Source organism: Microbacterium sp. NPDC058389 (assembly GCF_042722305.1).
Lineage (GTDB): Bacteria > Actinomycetota > Actinomycetes > Actinomycetales > Microbacteriaceae > Microbacterium.
In genome coordinates this window covers 95,412-120,519 of sequence record NZ_JBHXJQ010000014.1, presented here as the reverse complement: position 1 = coordinate 120,519, position 25,108 = coordinate 95,412, and the positions used below count along the sequence as shown (strand labels likewise).

The 25,108-nt window shown below is 71.2% G+C and carries 23 protein-coding genes; 12 read left to right on the top strand and 11 right to left on the bottom strand.

Annotation, left to right across the window (positions count from 1 at the left end; all coding sequences use genetic code 11):
- Window positions 1-54: 54 nt before the first annotated feature.
- From ACFWJ8_RS16805 to ACFWJ8_RS16795, 3 genes are all read right to left on the bottom strand, one after another.
- Window positions 55-3,324 carry an NPCBM/NEW2 domain-containing protein gene (locus ACFWJ8_RS16805; protein WP_378813674.1) on the bottom strand — a complete coding sequence of 1,090 codons (3,270 nt, stop codon included), beginning with the start codon at window positions 3,322-3,324 and terminating at the stop codon, window positions 55-57.
- An 89-nt stretch (window positions 3,325-3,413) separates the two neighbouring features.
- A complete protein-coding gene (locus tag ACFWJ8_RS16800; protein WP_378813672.1) occupies window positions 3,414-4,424 on the bottom strand; it encodes a LacI family DNA-binding transcriptional regulator in 1,011 nt (336 codons plus the stop codon).
- A 38-nt stretch (window positions 4,425-4,462) separates the two neighbouring features.
- On the bottom strand, window positions 4,463-5,692 hold the full coding sequence (locus ACFWJ8_RS16795) for a Gfo/Idh/MocA family protein (protein ID WP_378813670.1): 1,230 nt from the start codon (window positions 5,690-5,692) through the stop codon (window positions 4,463-4,465).
- Window positions 5,693-5,912: 220 nt separating this feature from the next.
- Here ACFWJ8_RS16795 and ACFWJ8_RS16790 point away from each other — a divergent pair, with 220 nt between their 5' ends.
- The 3 genes from ACFWJ8_RS16790 to ACFWJ8_RS16780 are packed head-to-tail and all read left to right on the top strand — an operon-like array spanning window position 5,913 to window position 9,049.
- Entirely contained in the window at window positions 5,913-7,163 is a 1,251-nt protein-coding gene (locus ACFWJ8_RS16790; protein ID WP_378813668.1) for an ABC transporter substrate-binding protein, read from the top strand.
- A 57-nt stretch (window positions 7,164-7,220) separates the two neighbouring features.
- Window positions 7,221-8,144, top strand: a complete 924-nt coding sequence (locus ACFWJ8_RS16785; RefSeq protein WP_378813666.1) for a carbohydrate ABC transporter permease — start codon at window positions 7,221-7,223, stop codon at window positions 8,142-8,144.
- Window positions 8,141-9,049 carry a carbohydrate ABC transporter permease gene (locus tag ACFWJ8_RS16780; protein WP_378813664.1) on the top strand — a complete coding sequence of 303 codons (909 nt, stop codon included), beginning with the start codon at window positions 8,141-8,143 and terminating at the stop codon, window positions 9,047-9,049. The genes ACFWJ8_RS16785 and ACFWJ8_RS16780 overlap by 4 nt, the downstream gene beginning before the upstream one ends.
- Before the next feature lie 33 nt (window positions 9,050-9,082).
- On the opposite strand, the gene ACFWJ8_RS16775 is transcribed toward ACFWJ8_RS16780, so the two are convergent.
- Window positions 9,083-10,612, bottom strand: a complete 1,530-nt coding sequence (locus tag ACFWJ8_RS16775; RefSeq protein ID WP_378813662.1) for an MFS transporter — start codon at window positions 10,610-10,612, stop codon at window positions 9,083-9,085.
- A gap of 90 nt (window positions 10,613-10,702) precedes the next feature.
- Here ACFWJ8_RS16775 and ACFWJ8_RS16770 point away from each other — a divergent pair, with 90 nt between their 5' ends.
- A complete protein-coding gene (locus tag ACFWJ8_RS16770; RefSeq protein WP_378813660.1) occupies window positions 10,703-11,260 on the top strand; it encodes a nucleoside phosphorylase in 558 nt (185 codons plus the stop codon).
- A gap of 85 nt (window positions 11,261-11,345) precedes the next feature.
- Here the strand turns inward: ACFWJ8_RS16770 and ACFWJ8_RS16765 are convergent, their stop codons facing one another.
- The 3 genes from ACFWJ8_RS16765 to ACFWJ8_RS16755 all read right to left on the bottom strand — a co-directional run bounded on the left by ACFWJ8_RS16765 (window position 11,346) and on the right by ACFWJ8_RS16755 (window position 16,602).
- The gene (locus tag ACFWJ8_RS16765; protein WP_378813658.1) at window positions 11,346-12,194 is read right to left on the bottom strand and encodes a GDSL-type esterase/lipase family protein; all 849 of its coding nucleotides are present in this window, start codon (window positions 12,192-12,194) and stop codon (window positions 11,346-11,348) included.
- A gap of 224 nt (window positions 12,195-12,418) precedes the next feature.
- On the bottom strand, window positions 12,419-15,457 hold the full coding sequence (locus tag ACFWJ8_RS16760) for an AAA family ATPase (protein ID WP_378813656.1): 3,039 nt from the start codon (window positions 15,455-15,457) through the stop codon (window positions 12,419-12,421).
- Complete coding sequence (locus ACFWJ8_RS16755; protein WP_378813654.1) at window positions 15,454-16,602, bottom strand: exonuclease SbcCD subunit D; 1,149 nt, start codon at window positions 16,600-16,602, stop codon at window positions 15,454-15,456. The genes ACFWJ8_RS16760 and ACFWJ8_RS16755 overlap by 4 nt, the downstream gene beginning before the upstream one ends.
- 141 nt (window positions 16,603-16,743) lie before the next feature.
- On the opposite strand from ACFWJ8_RS16755, the gene ACFWJ8_RS16750 reads away from it, so the two are divergent.
- The 3 genes from ACFWJ8_RS16750 to ACFWJ8_RS16740 all read left to right on the top strand — a co-directional run bounded on the left by ACFWJ8_RS16750 (window position 16,744) and on the right by ACFWJ8_RS16740 (window position 18,386).
- Complete coding sequence (locus tag ACFWJ8_RS16750) at window positions 16,744-17,304, top strand: hypothetical protein (protein WP_378813652.1); 561 nt, start codon at window positions 16,744-16,746, stop codon at window positions 17,302-17,304.
- A gap of 2 nt (window positions 17,305-17,306) precedes the next feature.
- On the top strand, window positions 17,307-18,041 hold the full coding sequence (locus tag ACFWJ8_RS16745) for an alpha/beta fold hydrolase (protein ID WP_378813650.1): 735 nt from the start codon (window positions 17,307-17,309) through the stop codon (window positions 18,039-18,041).
- 108 nt (window positions 18,042-18,149) lie between these two features.
- Window positions 18,150-18,386 (top strand): hypothetical protein, encoded by a 237-nt coding sequence (locus ACFWJ8_RS16740; RefSeq protein ID WP_378813648.1) that lies wholly within the window; start codon window positions 18,150-18,152, stop codon window positions 18,384-18,386.
- Between the two features lie 35 nt (window positions 18,387-18,421).
- Here ACFWJ8_RS16740 and ACFWJ8_RS16735 read toward each other — a convergent pair whose 3' ends face one another.
- Together ACFWJ8_RS16735 and ACFWJ8_RS16730 are read right to left on the bottom strand one after the other, a co-directional pair.
- The gene (locus ACFWJ8_RS16735) at window positions 18,422-18,715 is read right to left on the bottom strand and encodes a GNAT family N-acetyltransferase (protein ID WP_378813646.1); all 294 of its coding nucleotides are present in this window, start codon (window positions 18,713-18,715) and stop codon (window positions 18,422-18,424) included.
- Window positions 18,716-18,794: 79 nt separating this feature from the next.
- Window positions 18,795-19,211, bottom strand: a complete 417-nt coding sequence (locus ACFWJ8_RS16730; RefSeq protein ID WP_378813644.1) for a nitroreductase family deazaflavin-dependent oxidoreductase — start codon at window positions 19,209-19,211, stop codon at window positions 18,795-18,797.
- Window positions 19,212-19,671: 460 nt separating this feature from the next.
- Here ACFWJ8_RS16730 and ACFWJ8_RS16725 point away from each other — a divergent pair, with 460 nt between their 5' ends.
- Window positions 19,672-20,412, top strand: a complete 741-nt coding sequence (locus ACFWJ8_RS16725) for a winged helix-turn-helix domain-containing protein (protein ID WP_378813642.1) — start codon at window positions 19,672-19,674, stop codon at window positions 20,410-20,412.
- 93 nt (window positions 20,413-20,505) lie between these two features.
- On the top strand, window positions 20,506-21,513 hold the full coding sequence (locus tag ACFWJ8_RS16720; RefSeq protein ID WP_378813641.1) for a DNA-3-methyladenine glycosylase family protein: 1,008 nt from the start codon (window positions 20,506-20,508) through the stop codon (window positions 21,511-21,513).
- 59 nt (window positions 21,514-21,572) lie between these two features.
- Here ACFWJ8_RS16720 and ACFWJ8_RS16715 read toward each other — a convergent pair whose 3' ends face one another.
- Window positions 21,573-22,742, bottom strand: a complete 1,170-nt coding sequence (locus tag ACFWJ8_RS16715) for an RtcB family protein (RefSeq protein ID WP_378813639.1) — start codon at window positions 22,740-22,742, stop codon at window positions 21,573-21,575.
- A gap of 423 nt (window positions 22,743-23,165) precedes the next feature.
- Between ACFWJ8_RS16715 and ACFWJ8_RS16710 the strand changes: the two genes are divergently transcribed.
- Window positions 23,166-23,582 carry a VOC family protein gene (locus ACFWJ8_RS16710; protein ID WP_378813637.1) on the top strand — a complete coding sequence of 139 codons (417 nt, stop codon included), beginning with the start codon at window positions 23,166-23,168 and terminating at the stop codon, window positions 23,580-23,582.
- Between the two features lie 14 nt (window positions 23,583-23,596).
- Here the strand turns inward: ACFWJ8_RS16710 and ACFWJ8_RS16705 are convergent, their stop codons facing one another.
- A complete protein-coding gene (locus tag ACFWJ8_RS16705; RefSeq protein WP_378813635.1) occupies window positions 23,597-24,514 on the bottom strand; it encodes an aldo/keto reductase in 918 nt (305 codons plus the stop codon).
- Between the two features lie 79 nt (window positions 24,515-24,593).
- On the opposite strand from ACFWJ8_RS16705, the gene ACFWJ8_RS16700 reads away from it, so the two are divergent.
- Together ACFWJ8_RS16700 and ACFWJ8_RS16695 are read left to right on the top strand one after the other, a co-directional pair.
- Window positions 24,594-24,818: a hypothetical protein gene (locus ACFWJ8_RS16700; protein WP_378813633.1), complete on the top strand. Its 225-nt coding sequence runs from the start codon at window positions 24,594-24,596 to the stop codon at window positions 24,816-24,818.
- 66 nt (window positions 24,819-24,884) lie between these two features.
- A complete protein-coding gene (locus ACFWJ8_RS16695) occupies window positions 24,885-25,070 on the top strand; it encodes a DUF1918 domain-containing protein (RefSeq protein ID WP_378813632.1) in 186 nt (61 codons plus the stop codon).
- Window positions 25,071-25,108 lie beyond the last annotated feature (38 nt).

The window sequence follows — 25,108 nt, the reverse complement described above, 5'->3', positions numbered from 1 at the left end:
GGAGATGTGTATAAGAGACAGCAGCCGCCCCGCCCGCGCGCCGGACGCCGCGGCTCAGCTGCCGGGCAGTCGCGTCACCTTCGCGTCCGCCCAGTCGGCGTGGTCGCTGTTGTTCGTGTTGCCGCCGTCGGTGACCCGCAGCACCAGCCGCTTCACGCCCAGGACGTCGAGCACGACGTTCTGGGGACCGGTGGCCGGCTGAGCGCGGATCAGCCCGCTGTCGTAGACGACGACGCCGTCGGCGAGCACCTGGAAGACCACGGACGAGTTCGGCGAGCTCTTCTGCGCGTCGTCGACGCCGATGACGGCCGCGAACGTGACGTCCGCGGGCTCGAGGTCGTAGACGATGTCGGAGTTCGCATGCGTGCCGATGCCCTTCGCGTACTCGACGCCTCCGAGCCGGATCGGACTGCCCGACACCGCCTTGTCCTTCAGAGCCGTGCGCCATCCGGAGGTCGCCGAGACCCAATCGCGATCGCTCAGGTACTCAGCCGGGCCGTCCGCCGGCGCGGACTGCTCGTCCACCGTCACGCCGGGTCCGGCTCCGGCCTCATTGGCCGCCGACACGCGGTAGCGGAAGGGCCCGCCCGCGGCCTCGCCATCGAGATAGGACGTGCCGGTCACGTCGCCGGCCAGCAGCGAGAACTGCCCACTCCCCGCCGGCGCCCGTTCGATCGTGACGCCGAGCGCCCCGTCCGGCAGCGTCCACGTGACGCCGACGCGGTCGCCCGAGCGGTATGCGCCCACGGCGGTCGGCGCCGTCGGCGGCGCGTCGGGCATGGTGCGGAACCACCGCTCGCCTCCGGGCACCACCAGCCGCTGGCCCGTCTTCGGGTTGATCGCGGTGACCTCCCAGTAGTAGGTGCGTCCCGGCTCGAATCCCGTGACGGCGGTCGACAGCTCGCCGACCGTCTTGTCGGCCACGACGTCGGTCATCCCGGCGTCGCGCGCGACCTGCAATCGGTAGCGGGTGGCGTTGACCGAGGCGCCCCAGGCGAATGCGACCCGGCCGGGATCCACGCGGGTCGCGGCGTCGGCCGGGGACTGCAGCGAGAAGTTCTGCGGGTGGGTGAGGATGAGGTCGCCGTTGCGCTGCGGGTTGTCGTCGCCGATGGTCGCGAACGTGACGGTCCTGTCGACGGGGACGGTCACCGTCACCTGCGACAGCGCGCGGCCGTTCACGTTCACGTACGTCGGCTTGGTCGGCTTGCCGTCCACCTTGATCTGCGGCCATCCGCCGGCGAACTGCACCGTAACCTCGAGCGGTGCGGCGCCCTCGTTGTGCCGGACCGTGGTCTTAGTGCGGCCGTCGTGACGCACCGCGACATCGTGATCGCCGACCTGGATGTGATCGAGCGACAGCCACGCGACGTCGCTCGGCAGGTGCGATCGCACCGACACCGCATCCTCAGGGGCGTCGGGGCGCACTCCGGCGAGTCCTTCGACCGTCTGCGACACGAGCGTGTAGCTGGTCTCGGGATAGTCGCCGTTCGAGCCCTGGGTCCGCACCTCGTGGGGCAGGTGGAGCTTTGAGATGACGTCCTTCATCCACGCCCAGGCCTTGTCGTCCTGGCCGTACGCGAACAGCGCGTCGGGCACGTACGTGGTCGCCTCGATGTTCGGCGGGCGGTCCTCCTGGTACATCGTGTCGAGGTAGTCGATGAAGTCCCACGCACGCTTGTCGTCGGCATCCAGGAACTCCTTGACGGCGTAGAAGACCGAGTTCTCACGGCCGAAACCGGCGTACGGCTCGCCGTCGGGGCCACGACCTCGGACGTACTCCCATGCTTCGCGGGTCACGCCCCACTCCGTCTCGAAGTACTCCTGCAGGTCGGCGGCCCGCTGCGCGAAGTCGGCGGCGGTCGCGGCGTCGCCCTTCTCCCCCGACAGATACGCGTACGCGAGCAGCGCGCGGTACTGCGAGGCCACACCGTCGCCCGCTTCGATCACCGCATGGTCGGCACGCTCGTTGTAACTCGCGGCGCCCTGGAAGATGCCCTTCCCCGTGCCCTCGGCGATGCCGTTGGGCAGCTGCGTGTCGTGCAGAGCGATGAAGTCCGTGACGGCCTTGGTGTAGTACTGCCACAGCACCGGGTCGTCGAGGTAGTCGGCATCGCCGGTCCACCGGTACTGCTCCTCGGCCTCCTGCACGAGCTCGAACACGGCGGGCACCTCGCGCACGAAGTTCGTGTCGCTCTTGTAGTCCACGTTGTACGGGCTGCCGTCGAAGTTGAGGGCCCACAGCGGGTACCACTTGCGGGACTCGTTCGCAGACGCCGCGAAGGCACGCAGCATCGACTTGTTCTCCTCCTGCAGGCCGAGCAGGTGCCCACCCGAGGCCTGGTGCACGAAATCGCGCGAGTAGAACGCCGTGCGGTGCGCGTAGCCCGCCCAGTACGACGGGATGTAGGCGGCGGTGCCGGTGCCGGGGTTGCTGCCGTTGCCGTTGAGCGGTCCGGTCCTGCCGGTCTGCACATGCTGGCGCGCCCGCCACTTGGCCCAGTCGAACGCGTCCACGAGCTCGGACGACGAGCTGTCGATGGTGACCGTCTTGCCCTCGAGGGTCGCCGCGACCGTCCACTCGACGGCGGTCCCGCCGGCATCGGTCACCGTGAAGGTGCGCGCCGTCGTGTAGTCGCCGGGGGCCGTCGGATCGGGGGCGATCGTCGAGCCCTCCGGCAGGTCCGCGGTCGCCGTGAGCGCGGTGAGGTCGGTGCCGTAGGGCACCTGGAGGGCGATGGTGCGCGCGGCCTGGTCGATCGCGCTCGGCCCCTGCTGACGGGAAGCCTCGAAGCCGAACAGCGAGCGCTTGTCGGCCGTGAAGGCGACGTCGTCGATGTTGGTCCATCCCCCTCCGCCGGTGAAGTACACCTCCACCGCGGTGCCGGCGGCCACTCCGACCGGCGGCAGCGTGTACAGCTGGTACGCGGTCTGCTGCGGCACGTCGACCGAGGCGAGCGTCTCGCCGGCCGTGGTGCGGACGCCGAACACGCCGCCGGATTTGGCCGCGGCCACCCATGCCTCGGCTGCGTAGCTGCCGGTCTCATCGACCGTCACCTCCTGGACGAGCTGGTTGGCCGTGCCCGCGTCGAGATACGCCAGCCGTGCCCCGGAGCGCGGATTGTTGGTGGCGACACCGGCGCCGGCGACGAAGCGCCAGCCGTCGGATCCGGCCTCGAAGCCTCCGTTTACCAGTGCCGCGGACGGAGCGGCCGCGGCCGGCACGGTGCCCGCCGCGATCAGCACTGCGGTCGTGATCGCTGCGACGGTCGCGGCGCGGCGTGACGGCATCCATCCGGCCGTCTGGGGTCCTGCTCTTCGCATGGCTCTCCTCCTCGAGAACGCGCGCGGGACCAGCGCCTTCCGGCGCGCGGCACCGCTATGGATGGGTCGGTGTGGGTTCTGGGACGGTGTCAGGAAGCCGAGTGCTCGCAGCCACACGAGCGGCGGACGACGAGCTCGGTGGGGAAGGTCGTGAAGCCGGGCGCCCCGTCGCCGTCGGCGAGACGGCGGATCGCGGCGTCGGCCATCTCGGCGATCGGCTGCGCGACGGTCGTGAGCGCCGGCCGCGTGTAGGCCGCCTCAGTGGTTCCGTCGAACGAGACGACTGCGACGTCTTCGGGCACGCGCAGTCCCGCATCCGAGAAGGCGGCGAGCAGACCGACCGCGATCTGATCGGATGCCGCGAACACGGCGCGCGGGCGCGCGGGGTCGGCGGCGATCGCACGCCCCGCGGCCAGTCCGCCCTCGTACGAGAACGGCGCGTGCACGCTCTGCCCGAGCGGCAGGCCCGCCTCTCGCAGCGCGTCGGCCCAGCCGCGTTCGCGCTGGTCGATCGCGAGGGCGCCGCCGACGAAGGCGACGTCGCGATAGCCGTGGCCGGTCAGGTGGTCGACGGCCTGCTTCGCGCCCGCGCGGAAGTCGACCCCCATCGCCGGCAGGAAGCCGTTCGCCCCCGTGTACTGGTTGACCAGCAGGGTCGGGATGCCGAGCGAGGCCACGACCTCCTGCTCGGTCTCGGTCAGCACATCGGCGATGATGAGGCCGCCGATCTGCCGGGCGACGAGGTCGTGCACCTGCTCGACGGCAGACTGCCGCTCGCGGTCGCTGTTGACGATGAGCAGCGACCGGCCGTGACGCACGCTCGCGCGGTCGAGCGCGTGCAGCAGCTGCGCGAAGAACGGGTTGCGGCTGTCGACCACGATCATGCCGATGGTGTCTGCGGTGCCGCGCGACAACGCCCGCGCCGCCGCGTTCGGACGATAGCCGAGCACCCGCACGGCTTCGAGAACCCGCTCGCGGGTGACCGTCGCCACCGGCTTCGGTCCGTCGTTGAGCACATAGCTCACGACCGCGGTGCTCACGCCGCTCAGTCGCGCGACATCCGCGCGCGTGACCTTGCGGGGCCTGTGCTGCTCGTCCATACGGGGTTCCTCTCGCCGACCGCCCGAGGGCGCCGGTCTCACGCGTTCGCAGCCTCGAGAGGCACGACGCTGCCCACAGCATCGCCGAAATCGGGGACGATCAATCGCTCCCCGCCGCGACGCGCCGACTCGTGCGCGATGACGCCCGGCAGCGTGAAGCGCGCCGCGGTCCAGGCGTTCACCGGCGGAAGCAGCTGCGACTCCACGGCGCGCACGAAGTCGTCGACGAGGAAGTGGTGGCTTCCCTCGTGACCGTTGTGCAGGCCGCGCAGCTCGGCGGGCACCCGCTCGATGTCGTGGATCGCGGCGTACCCCGAGACGAACGCGTCGCGCAGGGCCGGCGACACGTGCGCGAGCGACGGGTCGTCCAGCGACAGCGACGCGTGCGTGTCGATGAGCGACGACACGTCGTCCACGGTGTCGCGCGTCTGCCAGAACGACGCGGTCGTGACCTGCTCGAACGTGCCGTCTGTGCCGAACCACCGGAAGCGCGATTCGCGCCGATGAGAGGGGAACCCGACGCGGCGGAACTCGTTGATGCGCATCGAGCCGCCGGCGGCGAGTTCGAACAGTGCCGTCGCGTTCGAGAAGTCGTTGCCGAACTGGCTGATGTCGCGGTCGAACACGCCGTCGCCCCTGTCGTCCACGACGCCGACGGCCGAGACCGCCACGGCGTATGTCGGCCATGCGCCGAGCACGCCGCCGATCGAGTGCGTCGGATACCACAGCGGCGGGTAGCTGGCCGTGGCCTTCCAGTTCTCACCACCCGAGTAGCGGTACGCGTCGTAGAACCCGAGGTCCATATCGTGCACGTAGTCGCCTTCTGCGTAGAACAGCCGACCGAACTCGCCGCGCTCCCGCTTGCCGCGCGCGAACACGGTGGCCGGGTTGTAGTAGCTCGTCTCACCCATCATGTACGTCAGCCCGGTCTCGCGGACGGCCTCGATGATCGCGGCGATCTCGTCGACGCTGATCGCCATGGGCACCGCCGAGTACACGTGCTTGCCCGCGCGCAGGGCCTTGACGACGAGGGGCCCGTGGGTCCACCGCTGCGTGAAGATCGCGACGGCGTCCACGGCGTCGGACGCCAGCATCGCGTCGAAGCTCTCGAACGTGCCCGCGATGCCGGTCTGCGCGACGAGGGCGTCAGCACGTTCGGGGAGCACATCGGTGACGTGGACGGCGGAGATGCCGGGGTGGTGATGGAACAGGGTGGCGAACTGGCCGGCGAACTGGCCGGCGCCGACGATGCCCAGGGAGAAGGCCATGACGAATCCTCTTGCGTACGGGGTCGGCGGCGTGCCGACCCTGGGAGTCTGACACGGGAGATCTACGCGCGTCAACTGTCTCTTTGAGGGCGGAGAAGTGCTGAAAATCAAGGATTGATAACGCTCTTGCGCTCCACAATCTACGCGGGTAACCTGGCCCGACGTCGGCCGCTCCCCTGCCGGCCATCACATGAACGCACCCGAGTGTTAGGAAAAGACGATGAAGTCACCCTTGGTCCCGATCGGCGCCATCGCGGCCGTCGCCCTCGCCGTGACCGGCTGCGCCGGTTCCGGAGCCGGATCCGACGGCGGCGCGGCGAAGATCGAGTTCCAGACGAACCTGGGCGCGACGGACCCGATCCTCGATGCGCTCACCGAGCTCACCGAGAAGTACGAGGCCGACCACCCCGACGTCGACATCGAGCTGGTGCCGTCGACCGACACGTACGAGGCCGACATCAAGGTCCGCCTCGCATCCGGCGACGTCCCCGACATCTGGGCGACCCACGGGTGGTCGCTGCTGCGCTACTCCGAGTTCCTCGAGCCGCTGCAGAATCAGCCGTGGGCGAAGGACTTCAACCCGGCGCTCGCGCCCGCGATGAAGAACGACGCCGGCGAGTTCTTCGCCCTCCCCATCGACACGGACGTCGCAGGCATCGTCTACAACCAGACCGTGCTGGAGACCGCCGGCATCGACCCGGCCTCGCTCACCGACTGGGCGTCGTTCACCGAGGCACTCCCGACGCTCGACGCGGCGGGCGTCATCCCCATCTCGTCGAGCGGCAAGGACAACTGGTTCGCGGGGAACGTCGCCGACTTCATGGCATCGGGCGGCTTCACCGACGACCAACTCGATGGCTTCCTCGATGGCGAGTTCGACAAGAACGGCTACGCGGCACTGCTCGACCACGTCGCCGGATGGCAGGCGGCCGGGTACTTCAACCCCGACTACTCGTCGGCGACGATGGACGACCTCGGCCGCGCCCTCGCCGAGGGAACGACCGCGTTCGTGATGGTGCAGAACTACCTCGTGACCACGGCCCTGGGTTTCGACCCCGCGGTGAAGCTCGGCTACATGCCCATCCCGAGCGACGTGGGCTCGCCTTTCCTCGTCGGCGGCGAGGGCCGCGCCTTCGGCGTGGCGAAGGACTCGGAGCACAAGGAGCAGGCGCTCGACTACCTCGCCTTCCTCGCCGAGCCCGAGAACCTGTCGGTGCTCGCGAGCGAGGTCGGCGGCATCCCCGGACTCACGAACGCGACGAGCGACCTCGGCGGCCTGCAGTCCAGCTATGACCAGTTCGTCGCCAGCGGCAACTACCCGCTCATGCCGTACTTCGACCGGGTGTACCTGCCGAACGGGATGTGGGACACCATGGTGTCAACCACCGACAGCGTCATCACCGGTCAGGGCACGGTCGACCAGGCCGTCGACCAGATGGCGACCGACTTCGACAGCCTGTTCGAACAGTGACCCCGAGGGGCGGCCCCGGCGGGCCGCCCCTCCCCCTGGAAAGGCCGCGACGTGACAATGACGTCTCCCCCGCTCCGCTCGGTCGCCCGGCGCCCTCGCCGCGCGACCGGACCGAGGTTCGCCCGCGTCGGGCTGAACCTGTTCTACCTGCCCGCACTCGTGCTCGTCGGCGTCTTCACGATCGTGCCGCTCATCAACGGCATCGGCATCTCGTTCACCAACTGGAACGGCTACAGCGCCGTGCGCGCCTTCGTCGGCGTCGACAACTACGAGCGGCTCCTCTCCGACCCCAACTTCCACACCGCGCTGATCAACACGATCATCTACGGCGTCGGCAGCACCATCGTCCAGCAGGTGCTCGGCCTCGCGCTCGCGCTCGCACTCGACCGCGCCATCCGAGGGCGCGGCGTCGCGCGCGCCATCATCTACCTGCCCGTGCTGGTCTCGCCGATCGTCATGGGCACGATGTACTACCTGTTCTTCGCCTACAACACCGGCGGGCTGAACGATCTCGTCGTGGCGCTCGGCGGCGAGCGCACCGCGTGGCTCGCCGATTCCGGCACCGCCGTCGCGATCATCGTCCTCGTCAACTCCCTGCAGTTCGTCGGCATCTCGATGGTCATCTACCTCGCCGGACTGCAGTCGATCCCGGTGATGTACCTGGAAGCCGCACGCCTGGACGGCGCGACCCCGTGGCAGCAGTTCCTGCACGTGACGGTGCCGCTGCTGCAGCCCGCCTTCGCCACGAGCATCGTGCTCAACCTCATCGGCGGCCTCAAGCTGTTCGACATCATCCAGGTGCTCACCGGCGGCGGTCCTGGCTACTCGACCAACTCGGTGTCGACGCTCATCAGCAAGGTGTACTTCGACAACCAGAACGCCGGCTACGCCTCGGCGATCGGAGTCGCGCTGTTCGTCCTGATCGCGCTGTTCACCCTCGTCCTGAACACCATGCTCAACCGCAAGAGGATCGACGCATGACCTCGACCGTCTCCCGCCCCGTCGAGGCAGAGACCGCCTCGACCCGCACCCTCGTCGTCGGGCGCCGCATGCCCGCCCGTCCTCACCGCCCCGGCGTCGGCGGCCGCATCGCCATCGGGATCGGCCTCGTGGCGGCATCCCTCGTCCAGCTGCTGCCGTTCTACATTGCCGTCACGACCGCGATGAAGCCCCGCACCGACCTGTCGTCGCAGTGGCTGCCGCCGACAGAGATCTACTGGCAGAACTTCGTCACGGCCGTCGACCGCGGCAACGTGCTCGGCGCGATCGGCAACAGCGCGATCGTCACACTGTTCAGCACCGTGCTGGTGTGCGTCATCGGCGCGTTGGCCGCGTACCCCCTTGCGCGCCGCACGACGGTCGTCAACCGCGCGGTGATGCTGCTGATGATCGGCCTCATCATGGTGCCGCCGCTGAGCATCCTCGTGCCGCTGTACACGATGCTCAACGGCATGCACGCGATCAACACCTACTGGGGCACGATCCTGGTGATGACGGCTACGCAAGTGCCGTTGAGCGTCTTCCTGTACGCGTCGTTCATGCGCGGACTGCCCGTCTCGATCGAGGAGGCGGCGTCTGTCGACGGAGCGGGGCCGGTGCGCATCCTGTTCCAGGTGGTCGTGCCGATGCTCAAGCCCGTGACGGCGACGGTGGTCATCCTCACCGGTGTCGCGGTGTGGAACGAGTACGCCCTCAGCGTCTACCTCATGCGGGCACCCGAGATGCGCACGATCGCCCCGGCGATCGGCACGTTCTTCGCCAGCTCGGGCAGCGATCTCGGCGCCGCCGCTGCGGCCGCCCTGATCTCGGTCGTCCCCGTCCTGGCGGTGTACCTCATGCTGCAGCGGTACTTCATCAAGGGCATGGTCGCGGGCGCCGAGAAGTGACGGTGGATGCCGGCACTCCGGCCCTCACGGGGCTCAGGGCATCAGCTCGCCGGTCTCGGCGACGGCCCGGCGGCGGTTGCGGCGGGCGGTGAGATCGACGATCGCCACGAGGAACGCGAGCGCGAGGAAGACGCCGACCGACAGCATCCCGAACGCGTACGCATCGTGGAAGACGACGAGACTGCTGTGCGACCCCGACTCGCGGTAGATCGCCGCGTAGAACATCGACAGCGCGACCGCCGTGCCGACGGCGGCGCCGATGCGCTGGCCGAGCTGGCCGACGGAGCCCGCGAGACCGCCCTGCTTGACGGGGATGTCGGCGAGCGTGAGGGTCTGGTTCGGGGCGATGACCAGGCCGCCGCCGGCGCCGCCGATCGTCATGACGACAGCCGCGATGTACGGCGTCCACGCCGGGTCGCTGTACAGCGCGGTGAGCACAAGACCCCCCACGCACACCAGCATGCCGACGAGGCCCCACACCACGACGACGCGACCGTGGGTGTTCACGAGGTTGCCACCCACCCACGAGGTGATCGCACTGGCGAGGGCGAAGCCGATCGACACCATGCCCGCGTAGACCGGCGCGAGGCCGAGCCCGAGCTGCAGGTACAGCGTCGTCACCAGGAACATCGCGGGCGTCGCGGTGAAGTACGCCGTCTGCAGCAGCGTCCCGTTGCGGAACGACTCCACGCCGAACAGCCCCAGCGGAAGCAGCGGGCTCCGGCCGCGCGACGCGTATCGGCGCTCCCAGGCGATGAACGCCGAGACGAACAGGGCGAAGGCCGCCAGCATCCACCACCGCGCCGGGTTGTCGGTCGGCGCGCCGGTCGTGAAGAGGAACGGCCACATCAGCGAGACGACGCTGAGCCCGAACAGCACGACGCCCACCGGGTCCAGCTGCACCGGGCGCTGCGAGCGCGTGCGCGTGTCCGGCAGCAGCCACAGCGCGAACGCGATGGCGATGAGGCACAGCGGCACGTTCATCCAGAAGATGAGCCGCCACCCGTCGGTCGGGCCGCCCAGCGCGATCAGCAGGCCGCCGAGCGTCGGACCGAACGCCGTCGCGACGCCGATCGTCGCCCCGAACAGGCCGAAGGCGCGGCCGCGCTCCCTGCCCTGGAAGAGCTCCTGCGTCATGCCGATCACCTGCGGCATCTGCACTCCGGCGGCCGCGCCCTGCAGCAGACGCGCGACCAGCAGGAACCCCGCGGTCGGGGCGAGCGCGCACGCGATGCTCGTCAGCGTGTACAGCGACAGGCCGACGACGAACAGCGTGCGCCGCGAGCGCTGATCGCCCAGGCGCCCCATCGGAACGAGTGTGAGCCCGAACGTGAGCACGAATCCCGAGACGATCAGCTGCAGCTCGGTGGACCCGGCGCCGAGCACCTCGCCGATCGACGGCAGCGCGACGTTCACCTTGGTCATGTCGAGGATCGTGATCGCCGCGACCGCCGCACAGACCCAGAACGCCCGCCATCGGGCTCCCGAGCTCAGCGGGATCACGGCGGTGGTCGCGGGCACCGACGCCGCCTTGCCGGTGCGGGTCTGATCTGAGGTCGACATCCTGTTCAGGCTATCCCCGCGGCGGTGCGGGGCGGCGGTCGCGGGGCCCGCCCCGATGCGCGCCGGCGCCGGGGCGGCGAGAATGGTCGGATGAGACTTCTCGTCGCCGCCCTCGAATCCGAGCTCGTCGCCTTCGAGCCGGACCTGCCCGGATTCGCCCGACTCGTCACCGGTCCCGGCAAGCTGCAGGCGACCTACGCGCTCACGCGCGCCCTCGACGCGCAGACGTACGACGAGATCGTCGTCGTGGGCACGGCGGGAGCGATCGACGCCCGTCTGGAGGCATCCGTCTACGAGATCTCGGCGGCGATCCAGCATGACGTGACCGACATCGACGGGATCGTAGGCCAGCACGTGTCGCTGCCGAGCCGCGTCGAGCTCGACGGCGACGGGGTGACCATCGCGACGGGCGACCATTTCGTGGATGACGCCGAGGCGGTCGCCGTCATCCGTCCGCTCGGCGCGGGCCTGGTCGACATGGAGACCTACGCCTACATCTGGGTCGCGCAGCGCTTCGGCGTGCCGATCCGCGCGTTCAAGGCGGTGTCGGACCGCGCCCAGGACGGCGCCATCACCGACTGGCATGCCGCCGTCACCGCCTGCAGCCACCAGCTGCGCGACCACGTCCGCCACGAATACGGCGTCTGACCCCGCCCTGCACTGCGGGATCAGACGCCGGCGAATGGCGCTTCGTCTCGTGCCTCGCTCAGCACAAGTGCCGCCCCTCAGGCGCTCACGACACCCACTGCGTCTTCGGCCACGTGAGGGCGGCGAGCGTCGCCTGCCCCGACAGTGACGGGTGGAAGTAGTCGCGCGTCGACACATCGGACTTCGTGAACGCGTAGTTCGCGACCGCGCCGCCGTCGTAGCGGCACTTCGCGGTCGCCGCGCACGCCTCGGCCAGCGCCTGGTTGTACTCGTTCACCCGCTGCTGCACGACGACCCTGCGCTGCACGTCCGCGGCCTTGGTGCTGGTGGGGTTGGCGAGCATGGACTGGCAGGTCTGCAGCAGTCCCCATGCGAGGCGGGCCGAGATGCTCGACTTGTTGAGGTCGTACAGGCGCTGCAGGCTCGGGATGCTGGCGACGAAGATCTCGGGCGACGCGGGGCTCGCAGCCAGGGCCGCGAGCGCCGTCTGCACGTTCGTCTCGAAGGTCGCCGTCGGCGTCATCGCCGCGACCGTCTTGGTGCACGCGTCGATCGCGCCGATCTCGATCGTGACGTACTGCGCGCCCTGGGTCACCGCTTTCTGCGCCTGGCCGAGCAGGGCGCCCGAGCCCGATCCCGATACCGCGTCGTTGTAGGCGACGAGGCCGGTCGCTCCGGCCGCGCGCAGTCGCAGGTAGTGCGAGTTGACGGACGTCGTCGAGCCGGTCGACCAGCTGTTGGTCGGACACGAGGTGAGGCTCGAGCAGGTCATGGCCGCCTGCGAGATCGAATCGCCGAGCGCGGCCATGCTCACGATCTGGGCAGGCGGGGGTGCCGCGTTGGCGGCAGAGGCAGAGGCGAGCGACCCCGCGAGCAGAAGGACGGACGCCGTCAGGGCGGCGAGGGCGCGGCGCGCCCTGATGGATGAGTGCACAGTTCGACTCCGTACGTCGTCGTGACGGGTGAAGGCGCGGCAAGCAGCCGTGGCCGGACTGACCGGCGGTTCGGGCGGGATCGCTGATCCCCCAGGATGCGATCTGCCGCGAACGATACACCCGTGTATCGCCGTCGCGACAGTGGGAGTTCTCCCGGGTTGCCCGGCACAGAGGCGTGTGCGATCGGATGACGAGGGCCCCCGACGGTGTCAGCAGTACGGCGTCAGAGGGCGGCGACCGCCGCCTGGCTGATGACGCTGGGGCCCTGCGGCGTCGCCTCGACCGCGAGTTGCGCGGGCAGCTGCTCCTTCATCGCGGCGACGTGGCTGATGACGCCGACGGTGCGTCCTCCCTGCCGCAGCTCGTCGAGGGTGCGCATGGCGAGATCGAGCGTGTCGTCGTCGAGTGAGCCGAAGCCCTCGTCGACGAAGAGGGTGTCCAGGCGGACTCCGCCGGCGCGGGCTGTCACGACCTCGGCGAGCCCCAGCGCGAGCGACAGCGATGCCAGGAATGTCTCACCGCCCGACAGCGATTGCGCAGGCCGAGCCTGGCCGGTGAACCCGTCGAGGACCTCGAGTCCGAGACCGGATGCCGCACCCCGCGCCGCACGGGCGTCGGTGTGCTGCAGCCGGTAGCGGCCGGAAGACATGTCGGCCAGGCGCATGTTGGCGGCGGCGACGATCTCTTCGAGTTCGGCGGCCAGCACGAACGTCTCGAGGTCCATCTTCATCGTGTTGGGTGCGCGGCCGGCGAGCGTGTCGGCCAGCCGGGTGATCGCGGCGGCTTCATCGGCACGCACGCCGATGCCGGCGTAGGCGTCATCGATCTGCAGACCCAGGTCGCGCAGGGCGCCGACCAGCGAACGAGCGACGTGCTCGGATTCGAGCGCCGCCGTGCGGACCTGGTCGGCGGTGGAGAGCGCGGCCTGAGACGTCGCAGTGTCGACGAGCTGCTCCGGCGCCCCGGCGAGCTCCAGCTCCAGCTCCAGCATGCGCGCGCGAGTCGCGGTCAGCTGCGCGTCGTGCTCCGCGACGCGCGCCGCCAGACCGCTGACGACGGCGGCGTCGCGCAGCGCGGCCGACGCGGCGTCCGCATCGGCGAACGGTGACGCGGTGACGCGCACGTCGACGTCGGCCTGCGCAGCGTCGCGTGCGACCATCGCGCGCGCGTCGTCTTCGCGCGCGCGGACGGCCGCACGCGCCGCATCCCGGACGGCGGTGGCGTGCGCGACGCGGGCGGCGACGGTGTCGTGCGTGCCGCGCGCCTCGGCGAGCACGGCACCCGCCGCCTCGATCGTGGCGGTGAGCGCGGCGACCCGCGTGCGTGCGGCGCCCAGCGCTTCGAGGAGCCCCGTGCGCGATGCCTCGGCTTCGGCGTCCAGAGCGGCGAGCTGCGCACGCTGCGAGGCCACCGTGTCGCGCCGCACGGCGGCCTGCTCCGCGGCGGCGACCTCGGCCGCCGTCGCGGCAAGCCGGTTCTGCAGCGTCGCCACCGTCTCGCCCCCGGCCCGCGCAGTCGCGTCGGCATGCCTGTCGCGTGCGGCGCGGGCCGCGTCGGAGGCGGCGCGCTCGGCGGTGGCCGCGGCGTCGCGCGAGGCCTCGGCGACTGCCAGCAGCTCGTCGGTGACGGGCTCGTCGGCGGGTACGGCAGGACGCGGATGCTCGGTGGCACCGCACACGGCGCAGGCCGCGCCGTCGACGAGGTGGGTTGCGAGCTCGCCCGCGTACCCGTCGAGCCGGCGCTGCAGGAGGGCGGCGACGTGCGCGGCCCTGTCGGCGGCGGCGGCCACGGCGTCGCGATGCCCGAGCTCGGCCGCCTGGCGGGTCGCGACGAGACCAGCGGCCTCGTCGGCCGCGGCGAGCCGGTCGGTGAGCTCGGCGCGGCGCGCCCTGGCGGGCTCGAGCAGCGCAGCATGCTCCCGCGTCTCTGCGAGCTCGGTGTCGAGGCGGGCGAGCTCGGCGGGAACTGCGGCGCGCTGCGCGTCCAGCGCGAGGACGTCGGCCTCGAGGCGCACGACCTCGGCGGCCGCGCGCTCCCGCTCGGCCTCTTGACCGGCGAGCGCGGCCTCCTGTGCCAGCGCCGCCGTCCATACGGCGAGGTCGCCCGTCAGCTGCTCGACCAGCGCAGGGAGCTCGGCAGCCGGGTCGAGCCCGGCGTCGTCCGCCGCGCTGTGCCATGCCGCGTCGGCGATCGTCGCGGCCTGTGCCGTCGCCGCCGCGGCGGCGGCCGCACGGCGCGCGGCGTCGAGCGGTGCACGCAGCGCCTCCGCGGCGCGCGCATCGTCGAGGGACGCCCGGTCTGCGGCGATGCGGTCGGCGGCGGCTTCGAGAGCTGCCAGCCGCTCGCGCGCGCGGATCAGCTCGCCCTGGGACTTCGCGAGGGCGACCAGCGCCGCATGCGCGGTCTCGGCGGCGGCCCGCGCGGTCTCCGCGTCGGCCCGCTGGTGCGTGGCGGTGTCGAGACGATACTCGGCCCGCTGGACCGCCCGCTCGACGGCCTCGCGGCGGCCGGCGAGGTCGCGCGGCACCTCCGCACCGGCGGCCGTCGTGTCGTCGTCCGTCCCGGCGGCCTCTCCTGCCGCCCCGAGGTCGCTCGTCGAGACGAGCCGCTCCGCCTGGTCGAGGAGCGTGCGCGCCCGCTCGCCGAGGGCCTCGACCTCGTGCTGGGCCTGCTTGCTGCGCTCGCCCAGTTCGCGGGTGTACTCCTCGTAGCGGCGCGTGCCGAACAGCGCCCGCAGCAGCGACTGCCGCTCACCGCCCGAGGCGAGCAGGAAGCGCGAGAACCGGTTCTGCGCGAGCAGGATCACCTGCTGGAACTGCTGTGCGTTGAGCCCGAGCACCTCGTCGAGCAGGAGGCCGACGTCGCGCGGCCTGGCGGCGCGGCCGACCCATTGCCCTCCGACGAGCTCCTCGAGCTCGGCGCGCGTCGGCTCGGTCGTCAGTCCGCCCCCGCGCCGGGCGGGCCGCTGGTAGTCGGGAGCCCGGGTGACGCGCCAGCGGCGGTCGCCGACCGTGAACTCCAATCGCACCTCGGTCGGGTCCTCGGGCTCGCAGTGGTCGCTGCGCAGCCGCTTGTCGCCCGAGTCGTAGCGGGGGACGCTGCCGTACAGGGCGAAGCAGACGCCGTCGAGGATGCTCGACTTGCCGGCGCCCGTGCGCCCGGTGATGAGGAAGATGCCGTCGCGCTCGAAGGCCTCGAAGTCGACGGTCTGCGTCTCGCGGAAGGGTCCGAACCCGGTGAGCTCCAGCCGGTGCAGCCTCACGCCGTGGCCTCCGCCCGGACGCGCTGGTCGAGCAGGTCGCGCACCAGCACGGCCTCCCGGCCCGACGCGCCCTCGCCGTCGCGGACATGCGCGAGGAAGGCATCGACGAGCTCGGCGTCGTTGCGGGCGCTGCGCACCCGCTCGGCGTACGTGCGCACCTCATCGGCTCGTCCGGCGGGAGGCGTGTGCCGCACCTCGGCGCAGAACGGGAAGCGGGCGAGCAGCCGGCGCATCGGGTCGCGCTGCGGCAGCTCATCCGTGTACACCGCTCGCACCCAGTCGCCGGTGTGGGCGGCGAAGCGCTCGCCCGTCAGCAGTTCGTCGAGGGGCGCGGTGAGCGTCGTCAGCGCGCGCGGCACGGGGAGGGGCATCCACTCGACGTCGCCGAGCCCGTCGGCGTCGAGGTCCACGAGCCACGAGCCGCGCGGCTTGTGACCCTCGTCGAAGCTGTAGTGCAGCGGTGCACCCGCGTAGCGCACGTTCGGGGCGAGCTGCTGGCGCCCGTGGATGTGGCCGAGTGCCATGTAGTCCACGCCGTCGAACGCCGACAGCGGCACGATGTCGAGTCCGCCCTGCTGGATGTCGCGCTCGAGGTGCGGCGTGGGCTCGACCCCCGCGGCGAAGCAGTGCGCGACCGCGACCGTCCGGCCACCGCGGTCGGCGGCATCCGCCCGCACGATGTCCATCGCACGCGCGAGCACGTCGGCCTGCGAGCGGACGCCGGGCCAGTCGGCGCGCATCAGCACGGGCTCCAGGAAGGGGATCCCGTACACGTGCACGGGCCCGTGCTCATCGTGCACCGTCACCGGCGTGCCGATCGCGGCGGGGTCGGTGAGGACGTGCACGCCGTCGCGCAACAGGCCGGACTGGAAGCCCAGGCGCGCGGCCGAGTCGTGGTTGCCGCTCGTGACGACGACGGTCGCGCCGGTGTCGGCGATGCCGCGCAGGGTGTCGGTGAGCAGCGTGTAGGCGCCGGCGGCGGGCGTCGCGGAGTCGAACACGTCGCCGGCGACGATGACGACGTCGACGGCATGCTCGCGCACCTGTCCGACGAGCGCGTCGAGCACACCGCGCAGCGCATCGAGCGTGGCGTGGCCGTGGAACGACCGCCCGATGTGCCAGTCCGAGGTGTGCAGGATCCGCATGCAGCCACCGTACGTTCGGGCTCGGACATCCCCGCCGAGGAACGCCGGGCTCAACCCGAACCCCTCGCCGTGGCCGGGCCCGGTCTGATCCGGCACGGCGATGCGCCGCCGCGCACGAGGCCGCCGGACGTATCGTGGAACATGGCGCTCATCCCGGATCCCGCCCCGCTGTCGACCGTCGTCGCGCTCGTCGGCGCCGACAGCGATGAGCTGCTGACCGGCCTCGCGGATCTTCCGGCGCTCGTCGCCCTGTCGCTGCGCGACGCCGATCCGGCCGCTGCGGCGCATCTGGTGGCCTCGGTCTCGCTCCCGTATGTCGTGCACGACGCGGATCCGCTCGTGCACGTGGCGTCGGCCTGGGTGGAGCTGTACGAGGAGCGCGCGACGCTCGGGTCGCTGGAGGTCGAGATCGACGCGCTGCTGTCGCTGTTCGCGTCCGGCGAGGCGGTGATGCCCGACTACTACCTCGTCGCCGGCCCCGAGGCGATCGAGGGGACGTGGCGGCACTGGTGGCTGGGCGCGCTGGCGCACCACGCCCCGTCGCGCGTGCTGCCGGTCGAGGCGTCCGGATCCGCCGTGCGGGCACGGCTGCGGGCGCTCCCCACGTCACGTCCGTGGCCGGAGCCGTCGGCGTGGCTGCCTCGCGTGCAGTTCGACATCCCCGATCGCGTCGGTCTTCGCGATCAGCCGGGCGCCGCCTGAGCATGCCGGCGGTGGAGCGGTTCGCGCACGCCGGCGCGACGCTGGTCGTCGAGCGCGAGGGGCATGGACGCCCGGTCTACGTCCTGGTGCACGGGATCGGCATGGGCCGCAGCGTCTTCGCGGATCTGGTCCGGCACCTGCACGACGGAGAGGTGGTCGCGGTGGACCTGCCCGGGTACGGCGAGGCGCCGGAGCCCGCGCGCGTGCTGACGATGGAGCGCACGGCCGACCTCGTGGCCGCCTATCTGCGCGAGCACGTCGGCCGCCCCGCGGTGCTCGTCGGGCATTCGATGGGGTCGCAGGTGGTGCTCGAGGTCGCCGTACGGCACCCCGCCCTGGTGGAGCGGTTCGTGATGGTGGGTCCGACGGTCGACCCGTCGGCGCGCACGGCACCGCGCCAGCTGGGGCGGCTGCTGCGCGACATCGCCGTCGAGAGCCCGCGCGTGATCGGCCGCGGCGCGCGCGAGTACGTGCGAGCGGGGCCGCGGCTGCGCACCAAGTTCCGCGCGATGCTCGCGCATCGCCCCGAGGAGGTGCTCGCACGGGCGCATGCTCCTGCGCTCGTGATCCGCGGCGAGGACGACCTCGTCGCCCCGCGCGCGTGGTGCCGGCGCGTGGCGGAGGAACTGCCCGACGGCCGCCTCGCCGAGATCGCGGGACACGGTCACGAGACGATGATCCGGGATGCCGCACCCGCCGCGCGCCTGATCAGGGCGTTCGCCGCCGACGTCGGCTGAGCATCGCCCCGACTGCCTCCTGGCGGCGGATTCCTGCCATCCCGCCGCCACCCGGCAATGTCGGAACCCCCGCGTAGGTTTCCTCATGTCGAACCAACGGAGGAAACCATGTTCGCTGTATTCGCCGCCGAACAGCAGTACCACCACGACACCCGCACGAGAGAGAACGAGCGTCGCATCCTCGCCTCGATCCGCGAGCGCTCCGCGGTCGCCCCGCTGCGTCTGGACGCCGTGTCTGCGCCTCGCACGACCGATGCCACGGTGCGGACCGCTCGCGCCGCCTGGCCGCGCCCGATCGGGCTCCACGTCCACGAGGATTCCGCGACGGCCTGCGCAGCAGCCTGACCCGCCACCACCTGACGCCCGCCGCGCGGCACCCGTCAGGAGCGCGGGTTGAGGATGCCGCGGTGCGCGGGGTTCTCGTCGAACCAGTCCGCGACGTACCAGCACACCGGGATGATCTTGCGGTCGCCGGTGCTCTCCAGCTCGGCGACGGCGCGGCCGACCAGCTCACCGGCGTAGCCGTGCCCCCGGAACGTGGGGATCGTGTACGCCCGGGTCATGGCGACGGTCCGGCCGTCGTCGCGGTAGTCCAGGACGCTCACGAGGTCGTCGCCGCGGTGCAAGGTGTACCGCGAGGCATCCGGCTCGTTCGAGAAACGCAGCTCGCTCACCCGCACAGGCTACGCCCGGCCGGGGACGACGGGACGCAGCGGACGGGATGTCGCGGCGATCCCCCAGCTGGGCCGTTCGTCAGGCCGGAGGCCCGTCGAGCGGTTCCACCTCGAGCAGGCGGAACTCGTGCCGCCGCAGGATCGTGAGCACGACGCGCGGCGCACGGCCGAACGCCCGCCGGCCGGCGTCAGCGGAGTACGGCTCGACGGCGACGATGCGGTACCACCGGCGCCGGTGGAGCACCGCTCCCCCTCCCGCCACGATGTTGCGATACCAGTTGACGGCGGGTCCGTAGGTGAGCTCGGCGACGAGGCCGCCGTCGGCCTCGCCCAGGATCACGGGCGTCTCGAAGGCCCTCCCGCTCTTGCGGCCGACGTGCCGCACGATCGAGAACGGCCCGCGCCCGGCCCGCGCGAGATCGAGCGTCCAGGGGTTGAGCCGACGCTGGATGAGGTCGAGCCACCATCGTTTCAGCGGGCCGGTCTGCGTTGCCACGGATGCCAGTAAACTCCGCTGAGGCCGCTCCTCCGAGCTCTTGAGCGCCGGACTGAGCAATCTGTCACATTCCGACACGTTCGGACCGCGGCATCCGAGCGATTTGACGTATTCCGACAAAGTCCGTCATAATCGGCCTCATGACTGACAACGCGCTTTCTCTGTCCGCCTGGGAGGCGAACAGGACTGCCGGCATGATGATGGCCGGCCGCGCTGTCATGTGTTGTCGAATGTGCCACTAGCACGGTGACCCCCGCCGGATTCCTTCTCCGCTTCTGAACACGGATCGCATGGAATCCCCCGAAGCACCGGTCTTGTGCGTCGATCACGCGCACCCGGATCCGCTTCGCACACCGCCCAACGTCGGGCACCCGCCCTCTCTGGGCTCCCGGCCGAACAGGGCCGCAGCACATCCGAACCCGGCACCGTCATACGGGTTCCTTCCGCAAGGACCATCATCATGTCGACCACCGCACTCCTCGACCGTCCCGCCACCACCCCCGTCCGCCACCTCCGCGCCGTGAACCACCCCGCCCGCGTCGAGACGCCCTCCGCCCCCGAGCCGGTCCAGCCCGCCTCCCGCGCCCTTCCCGCGGGAACGGCGCCGCGCGGCTTCGCCCTGTACGTCGGCATCGACGAGGCGAAGGCGGCCGCGAACGGCGTGAGCCTCGGCGTCCTCGTCGACGCACTGCGCCGCACCCTCGCCGAGCTCGCCCCCACCGCCGAGACCTACGCCACGGTCGCGCTGGCGCCGGTCGGCTCCGGCGGACGCGACGTGGATGTCGTGCGTCTGGCCCTGCACGAGCCCTCGGCCATCGCGCGCACCAAGCAGGAGGAGCCCGAGGACGAGGAGCACGCCGCCGGCGGCGTCGTCGTCGACATCTCGCGCAAGCGCGTGCTCATCGACGGCGAGTCGGCCGCGTTCACGTTCAAGGAGTTCGAGCTGCTGCAGTACCTCGTGCTGCGCGAGGGCCGCACGATCGAGCGCACCGAGCTCGTGACCTCGCTGTGGCAGGGTGCGACCGACGACGACGCTCCGGGCGAGCGCACGATCGACGTGCACGTCCGCCGTCTGCGTGCGAAGCTCGGCCGCTACGAGGACATCGTCCGCACCGTCCGCGGTGTCGGCTACCGCTTCGACCGCCACGCCGACGTCGTGATCCGCTACGGCCACGGCACGCCGTCGCCCGACCGCTTCTGACACCTCCGCCGACGTTCGTCGAGGGCGGGTGGATGCCGTCCCCCGTGCTTTGACGAAGCCCGATGTCGGAGGTCCCGGCGTAGGGTGGGCGGCATGACCACGTCGCTCTCGCGCATCCCTCGCACGAGGGATGCGGGGCGATTCCAGGCGCGCACCGACTTGCGCGACCCGCGTCCCACGCCCGAGCGCCCGCTCGAGACGGAGTACCGGCCGCGGCATCCTCTTGATCTGCGACGCACCGTCCTCGCCCAGCGTCACGGCGCCGGCGACCCGACCATGACGGTGTCGGGAACGGTGATCTGGCGTGCGAGCCGCACACCGTCCGGCGTCGCGACCCTCGCGATCCGCGAGACCCACCCCGGCGTCGTGCGCGGCGCGGCGTGGGGCCCTGGCAGAGAGTGGGCGCTGGCGCAGCTGCCGGCGCTGTGCGGCGCCGACGACGACCCGACGGGATTCGACGCGTCGCGGCATCCCCTCATCGCCGACGCCCACCGCCGCAACCCCGGACTCCGGCTCTCGCGCACCGACCTCGTGTTCGATGCGCTCGCGAGCGCGATCTTCGAGCAGAAGGTCACGGGCATGCAGGCCTTCGGCGCGTGGCGCCGCGTCGTCACGTGGTGCGGAGAGCGCGCACCCGGCCCGACGCCCCAGCCGATGTTCGCGCCGCCCACGATCGACGGATGGCAGCACGTGCCCTCGTGGGTGTGGCATCGCGCGGGGCTCGAGCCGCCGCAGTCGAAGACCGTCGTGCGCGCCGCCCGCCGCGGCGACGCGATCGTGCGCGCTGTGCTGGCCGCCGAGGACGGCGAAGCGGTCGACCGCGTGCTCGTCAGTCAGCCGGGTGTCGGCCCGTGGACCTCTGCCGAGACCCGCATCCGCGCCCTCGGCGACGCCGACGCCGTGAGCGTCGGCGACTTCCACCTCGCCCACCATGTCGGCTACGCCCTGGCCGGCGAGCGCACCGACGACGACGGGATGCTGCGGCTCCTGGCCGCATGGCCGGGCCACCGGCAGCGCGTCATCCGGCTGATCGGGGCGAGTGGCGTCGTCGAGCCGCGTCGGGCTCCGCGGCTGCACCCGGAGGACCATCGCGGCCGCTGAGGCATCCGGCCCCGGCGGGCCCGAAGATCGAGTCCATCGATCCCCGAGCCCGCCTGAGGTCAGTCGCCCTTGACGTTCACGAGCTGGTTCAGCGTGTGCCGAACCCGGACGAGGTCAGCGGCGTCGGCCATGACCCGGTCGATCGGCTTGTAGGCCTGCGGGATCTCGTCGATGAACGCGTCGGTGTCGCGGAACTCGATGCCCGTCATCGCCTCGCGCAGCTGCTCGTGCGAGAAGGTGCGCCGAGCCGCCGAGCGTGAGAACTCACGCCCTGCGCCATGCGGCGACGAGTTCAGCGACACCGGGTTGCCGAGGCCCTCCACCACGTACGACGCCGTGCCCATCGAACCGGGGATGAGACCGGGCCGTCCGAGATCAGCCTGGATCGCACCCTTGCGCGACACCCACACCTGCTTGCCGAAGTGCTTCTCGGACTCGGTGAAGTTGTGGTGGCAGTTGATCCGCTCGTGCTCGACGACCGGTTCATCCATCGTCTCCGAGAGCTGCCGGGCGACGCGATCCATCATCTCCTCGCGATTGAGCAGCGCGAAGTGCTGGGCCCACCGCAGCTCCCGGATGTACCGGCGGAACTCCTCCGTCCCCTCGACGAGGTACGCCAGGTCGGGGTCGGGAAGGTCGATCCACCACTGCTTCGCGAGCCGCTGCGCCACCGCGATGTGGTGCGTGGCGATCTTGTTGCCGACACCCCGCGACCCCGAGTGGAGGAACATCCACACGCGGTCGTGCTCGTCGACGGACACCTCGATGAAGTGGTTGCCCGAGCCGAGCGAGCCGAGCTGCAGCCGCCAGTGCCCCGCATACCGCGACGGGTCGAAGTCCGCCTTCGCGGCGAGGTCCTCGAGCTCTGCGACACGCGGCTCGGCGGTGGCGACGACCTTGCGGTTGTCGCGACCGGCCGACAGCGGGATCGCACGCTCGATCTGCTCGCGCAGCTGCGTGAGGTCGCGCGAGACGAGCTGCGCCTTCGTGAACTGGGTGCGCACGGCGATCATGCCGCATCCGATGTCGACGCCGACGGCGGCGGGCATGATGGCGCCGAGGGTGGGGATGACCGATCCCACGGTGGCGCCCTTGCCCAGATGCGCATCGGGCATGAGCGCCAGATGCGGATGGATGAACGGCATGCGGGCCGAGGTGCGTGCCTGCTCGACGGTCTTCTCGTCGATCAGGCTCGCCCATGAGAGCAGCCGGTCGGAGAGCCTCTCCATGATTCCTTTCCTTCGTCGCGGGCCGGCGGATGCCGGACCTGCGGTGAGCACGACGGGACATGGGCCCGCGGCTCCCCCGAAAGGAGGACGCCCCGGACCAGTTCGGTGCGGGGCGTGAAGAGCGGATGCTGCTACACGGCCGGCGCCGGAGGGGACGACTCGAAGCGGTCGCTGGGCTTCTGCCCCAGGACCGCGTCGTCACGGAGTCGACGCTGCGCGTTCATCCGTCGCCCTCTCGGCTCGTTCGTGCTGCTGCGCCGGCGGCACAGCTTGTCGACCGTATGGGAAGCACCGTGGGCACGTCAAGAGCAATTCGCAGGTCCTCCTCGCAGCCCCCTTGTCGATGTCGGAGGGGGCGAGCACACTGGGACGCGCCACGCGGCCGGTCGCGGCATCCATTGATCCCTCTCCCAGGAGTTCGACATGCCCAGCCTCAACCCCTATCTCTCGTTCCGCGACCAGGCGCGTGACGCGATGACCTTCTACCAGAGCGTGTTCGGCGGCGAGCTCGACATCTCGACGTTCGGCGAGTTCGACGGCATGGTGCAGGACCCGGCCGAGAACGACCTGGTCATGCACGCCCAGCTGACCAGCCCCGACGGCTTCGTGCTGATGGGGTCGGACACGCCCACGGGGATGAACTACGAGAAGCCCGCAGGCATCTCGGTGTCGGTCAGCGGCGATGACGAGGCCTCGCTGCAGGGGTTCTGGGACAAGCTCGCCGACGGCGGCACCGTGACGATGCCGTACGACACCCCGCCGTGGGGCGGCAAGTTCGGCATGCTGCGCGATCGCTTCGGCATCGACTGGATGGTCGCCCTCAACGCGCAGCAGGGCTGAGCAGCCCGGCTGCGTCAGAGGTAGTCGCTGTCGTCGATCGCCGACGGGGCCGGGCCGAGCTCGTCCAGCTCGCTCCACACCTCGTCGGGGATCGGCGCCGCCTCGAGCGCGTCGAGCTGAGCCAGGCGTGCGGCCGACGACACCCCGACCACGGTCGTGTCGACGAGCAGTGAGCGCAGCGAGAAGTGCAGGGCGACACCGGGCAGCGTGACGCCGTACGACGCGCACACCCGCTGCAGCCGCGACACCCACTCCTGCAGTTCCGGCGACGCGGGGCGATAGGCGTACATCGCGCCTTCGCGGGGGCCGGTGGCCAGGATGCCGGCACCGAACGGCGCGGCGTTGAACACCGTCATGCCACGCCCACGTGCATCGGCGAACACCGGCTCGGCGGAGCGGTCGACGACCGTGAAGCGATTGTGGATGAGCACGGCATCGAAGACGCCGGTCTCGACGTAGCGGGCCATGAGCGGTACCGGCCCGGCCGCCACGCCGATCGCGTCCACGCGGCCGGACTCGCGGAGTTCGATGAGCCCCTCGACGGCGCCGCCACGCCCCATCGCCTCGTCGAAGGTCACGGAGTACGGATCGTGCAGGTGCAGGAGCGGCAGCCGGTCGACGCCTAGGCGCGCGGTCGTCTCGTCGAACGACCGCAGCACGCGATCCCGGTCGAACACGCCGGTGTCGGGCTCGCAGTCGACCTTCGAGATCACGCGTGTCGCGGCATCTGCACCGACGCGCGAGATCGCGAGCCCCAGGACCGACTCGGACCGGCCGCCGGCATAGTTATTGGAGGTGTCGACGAAGGCGTGGGTGCTCGCGAACAGGCGCTCGGCGAACTCCACCGCCGCTGCTTCGTCGATGGATCCCGGCTCGGTGTCACGGCCGAGTCCCGACGTGCCGAGGGTGAGCGGGCTGACGTTGAGGGTCATGGCGTCCGATCCGTGGGGGGTCTGCACTCCAACCTACCGACCGGCGCTGATCCGGCCGCGACGGCTCTAGGCTGTGGGCATGGCGACGACGCGCAAGGGCTGGACCCGCGGGGACTCCGGCTGGGCGCTCGGCACGGCACTCATGTTCACGCTGGGGATCGTGTTCGGGCTGATCTGGGGCAACGTGCTGCTCGGGGTCGTCCTCGCGGGCGCCGTGTCGATCGGCTGGCTCATGGCGTACGAGTCGTGGCGCGGCCGCAACGTCGGGCTCGAGAACCGCGACGACGACGGCGCGCAGCTGTAGGCGGCATCCACGGGTCTACCCCTGCCGCGCGCCGCGACGTATCGTGAGCGCCAGGAGGTGATCCGCATGCATGCGAACGTCGGCGACCGCGTGATCATCCACGGCCGTGTCGTCGGAGCGACGGAGCGCGCCGGTGTGGTCGTCGAGGTGCGCGGCGACGGAGACAATCCGCTGCTCGTCGTGCGCTACGACGACGGCCACGAGGCGATCCTGTCGCCCGGGAGCGACTGCGAAGTCCGGCACGCGCCCTGAGTCAGGCCCGGGCACACCCGGGCACATCGGCACCCGGC

Bases quoted from the DNA above. Each gene is read 5' to 3' on its own strand.
- ACFWJ8_RS16740 (WP_378813648.1), top strand. From the start codon at position 18,150: ATGTTCGCTGTATTCGCCGCCGAACAGCAGTACCACCACGACACCCGC.
- ACFWJ8_RS16755 (WP_378813654.1), bottom strand. From the start codon at position 16,602: ATGCGGATCCTGCACACCTCGGACTGGCACATCGGGCGGTCGTTCCAC.
- ACFWJ8_RS16775 (WP_378813662.1), bottom strand. From the start codon at position 10,612: ATGTCGACCTCAGATCAGACCCGCACCGGCAAGGCGGCGTCGGTGCCC.
- ACFWJ8_RS16700 (WP_378813633.1), top strand. From the start codon at position 24,594: ATGGCGACGACGCGCAAGGGCTGGACCCGCGGGGACTCCGGCTGGGCG.
- ACFWJ8_RS16715 (WP_378813639.1), bottom strand. From the start codon at position 22,742: ATGGAGAGGCTCTCCGACCGGCTGCTCTCATGGGCGAGCCTGATCGAC.
- ACFWJ8_RS16770 (WP_378813660.1), top strand. From the start codon at position 10,703: ATGAGACTTCTCGTCGCCGCCCTCGAATCCGAGCTCGTCGCCTTCGAG.
- ACFWJ8_RS16750 (WP_378813652.1), top strand. From the start codon at position 16,744: ATGGCGCTCATCCCGGATCCCGCCCCGCTGTCGACCGTCGTCGCGCTC.
- ACFWJ8_RS16705 (WP_378813635.1), bottom strand. From the start codon at position 24,514: ATGACCCTCAACGTCAGCCCGCTCACCCTCGGCACGTCGGGACTCGGC.
- ACFWJ8_RS16800 (WP_378813672.1), bottom strand. From the start codon at position 4,424: ATGGACGAGCAGCACAGGCCCCGCAAGGTCACGCGCGCGGATGTCGCG.
- ACFWJ8_RS16710 (WP_378813637.1), top strand. From the start codon at position 23,166: ATGCCCAGCCTCAACCCCTATCTCTCGTTCCGCGACCAGGCGCGTGAC.
- ACFWJ8_RS16785 (WP_378813666.1), top strand. From the start codon at position 7,221: ATGACGTCTCCCCCGCTCCGCTCGGTCGCCCGGCGCCCTCGCCGCGCG.
- ACFWJ8_RS16695 (WP_378813632.1), top strand. From the start codon at position 24,885: ATGCATGCGAACGTCGGCGACCGCGTGATCATCCACGGCCGTGTCGTC.
- ACFWJ8_RS16720 (WP_378813641.1), top strand. From the start codon at position 20,506: ATGACCACGTCGCTCTCGCGCATCCCTCGCACGAGGGATGCGGGGCGA.
- ACFWJ8_RS16805 (WP_378813674.1), bottom strand. From the start codon at position 3,324: ATGCGAAGAGCAGGACCCCAGACGGCCGGATGGATGCCGTCACGCCGC.
- ACFWJ8_RS16780 (WP_378813664.1), top strand. From the start codon at position 8,141: ATGACCTCGACCGTCTCCCGCCCCGTCGAGGCAGAGACCGCCTCGACC.
- ACFWJ8_RS16725 (WP_378813642.1), top strand. From the start codon at position 19,672: ATGTCGACCACCGCACTCCTCGACCGTCCCGCCACCACCCCCGTCCGC.
- ACFWJ8_RS16745 (WP_378813650.1), top strand. From the start codon at position 17,307: ATGCCGGCGGTGGAGCGGTTCGCGCACGCCGGCGCGACGCTGGTCGTC.
- ACFWJ8_RS16790 (WP_378813668.1), top strand. From the start codon at position 5,913: ATGAAGTCACCCTTGGTCCCGATCGGCGCCATCGCGGCCGTCGCCCTC.
- ACFWJ8_RS16795 (WP_378813670.1), bottom strand. From the start codon at position 5,692: ATGGCCTTCTCCCTGGGCATCGTCGGCGCCGGCCAGTTCGCCGGCCAG.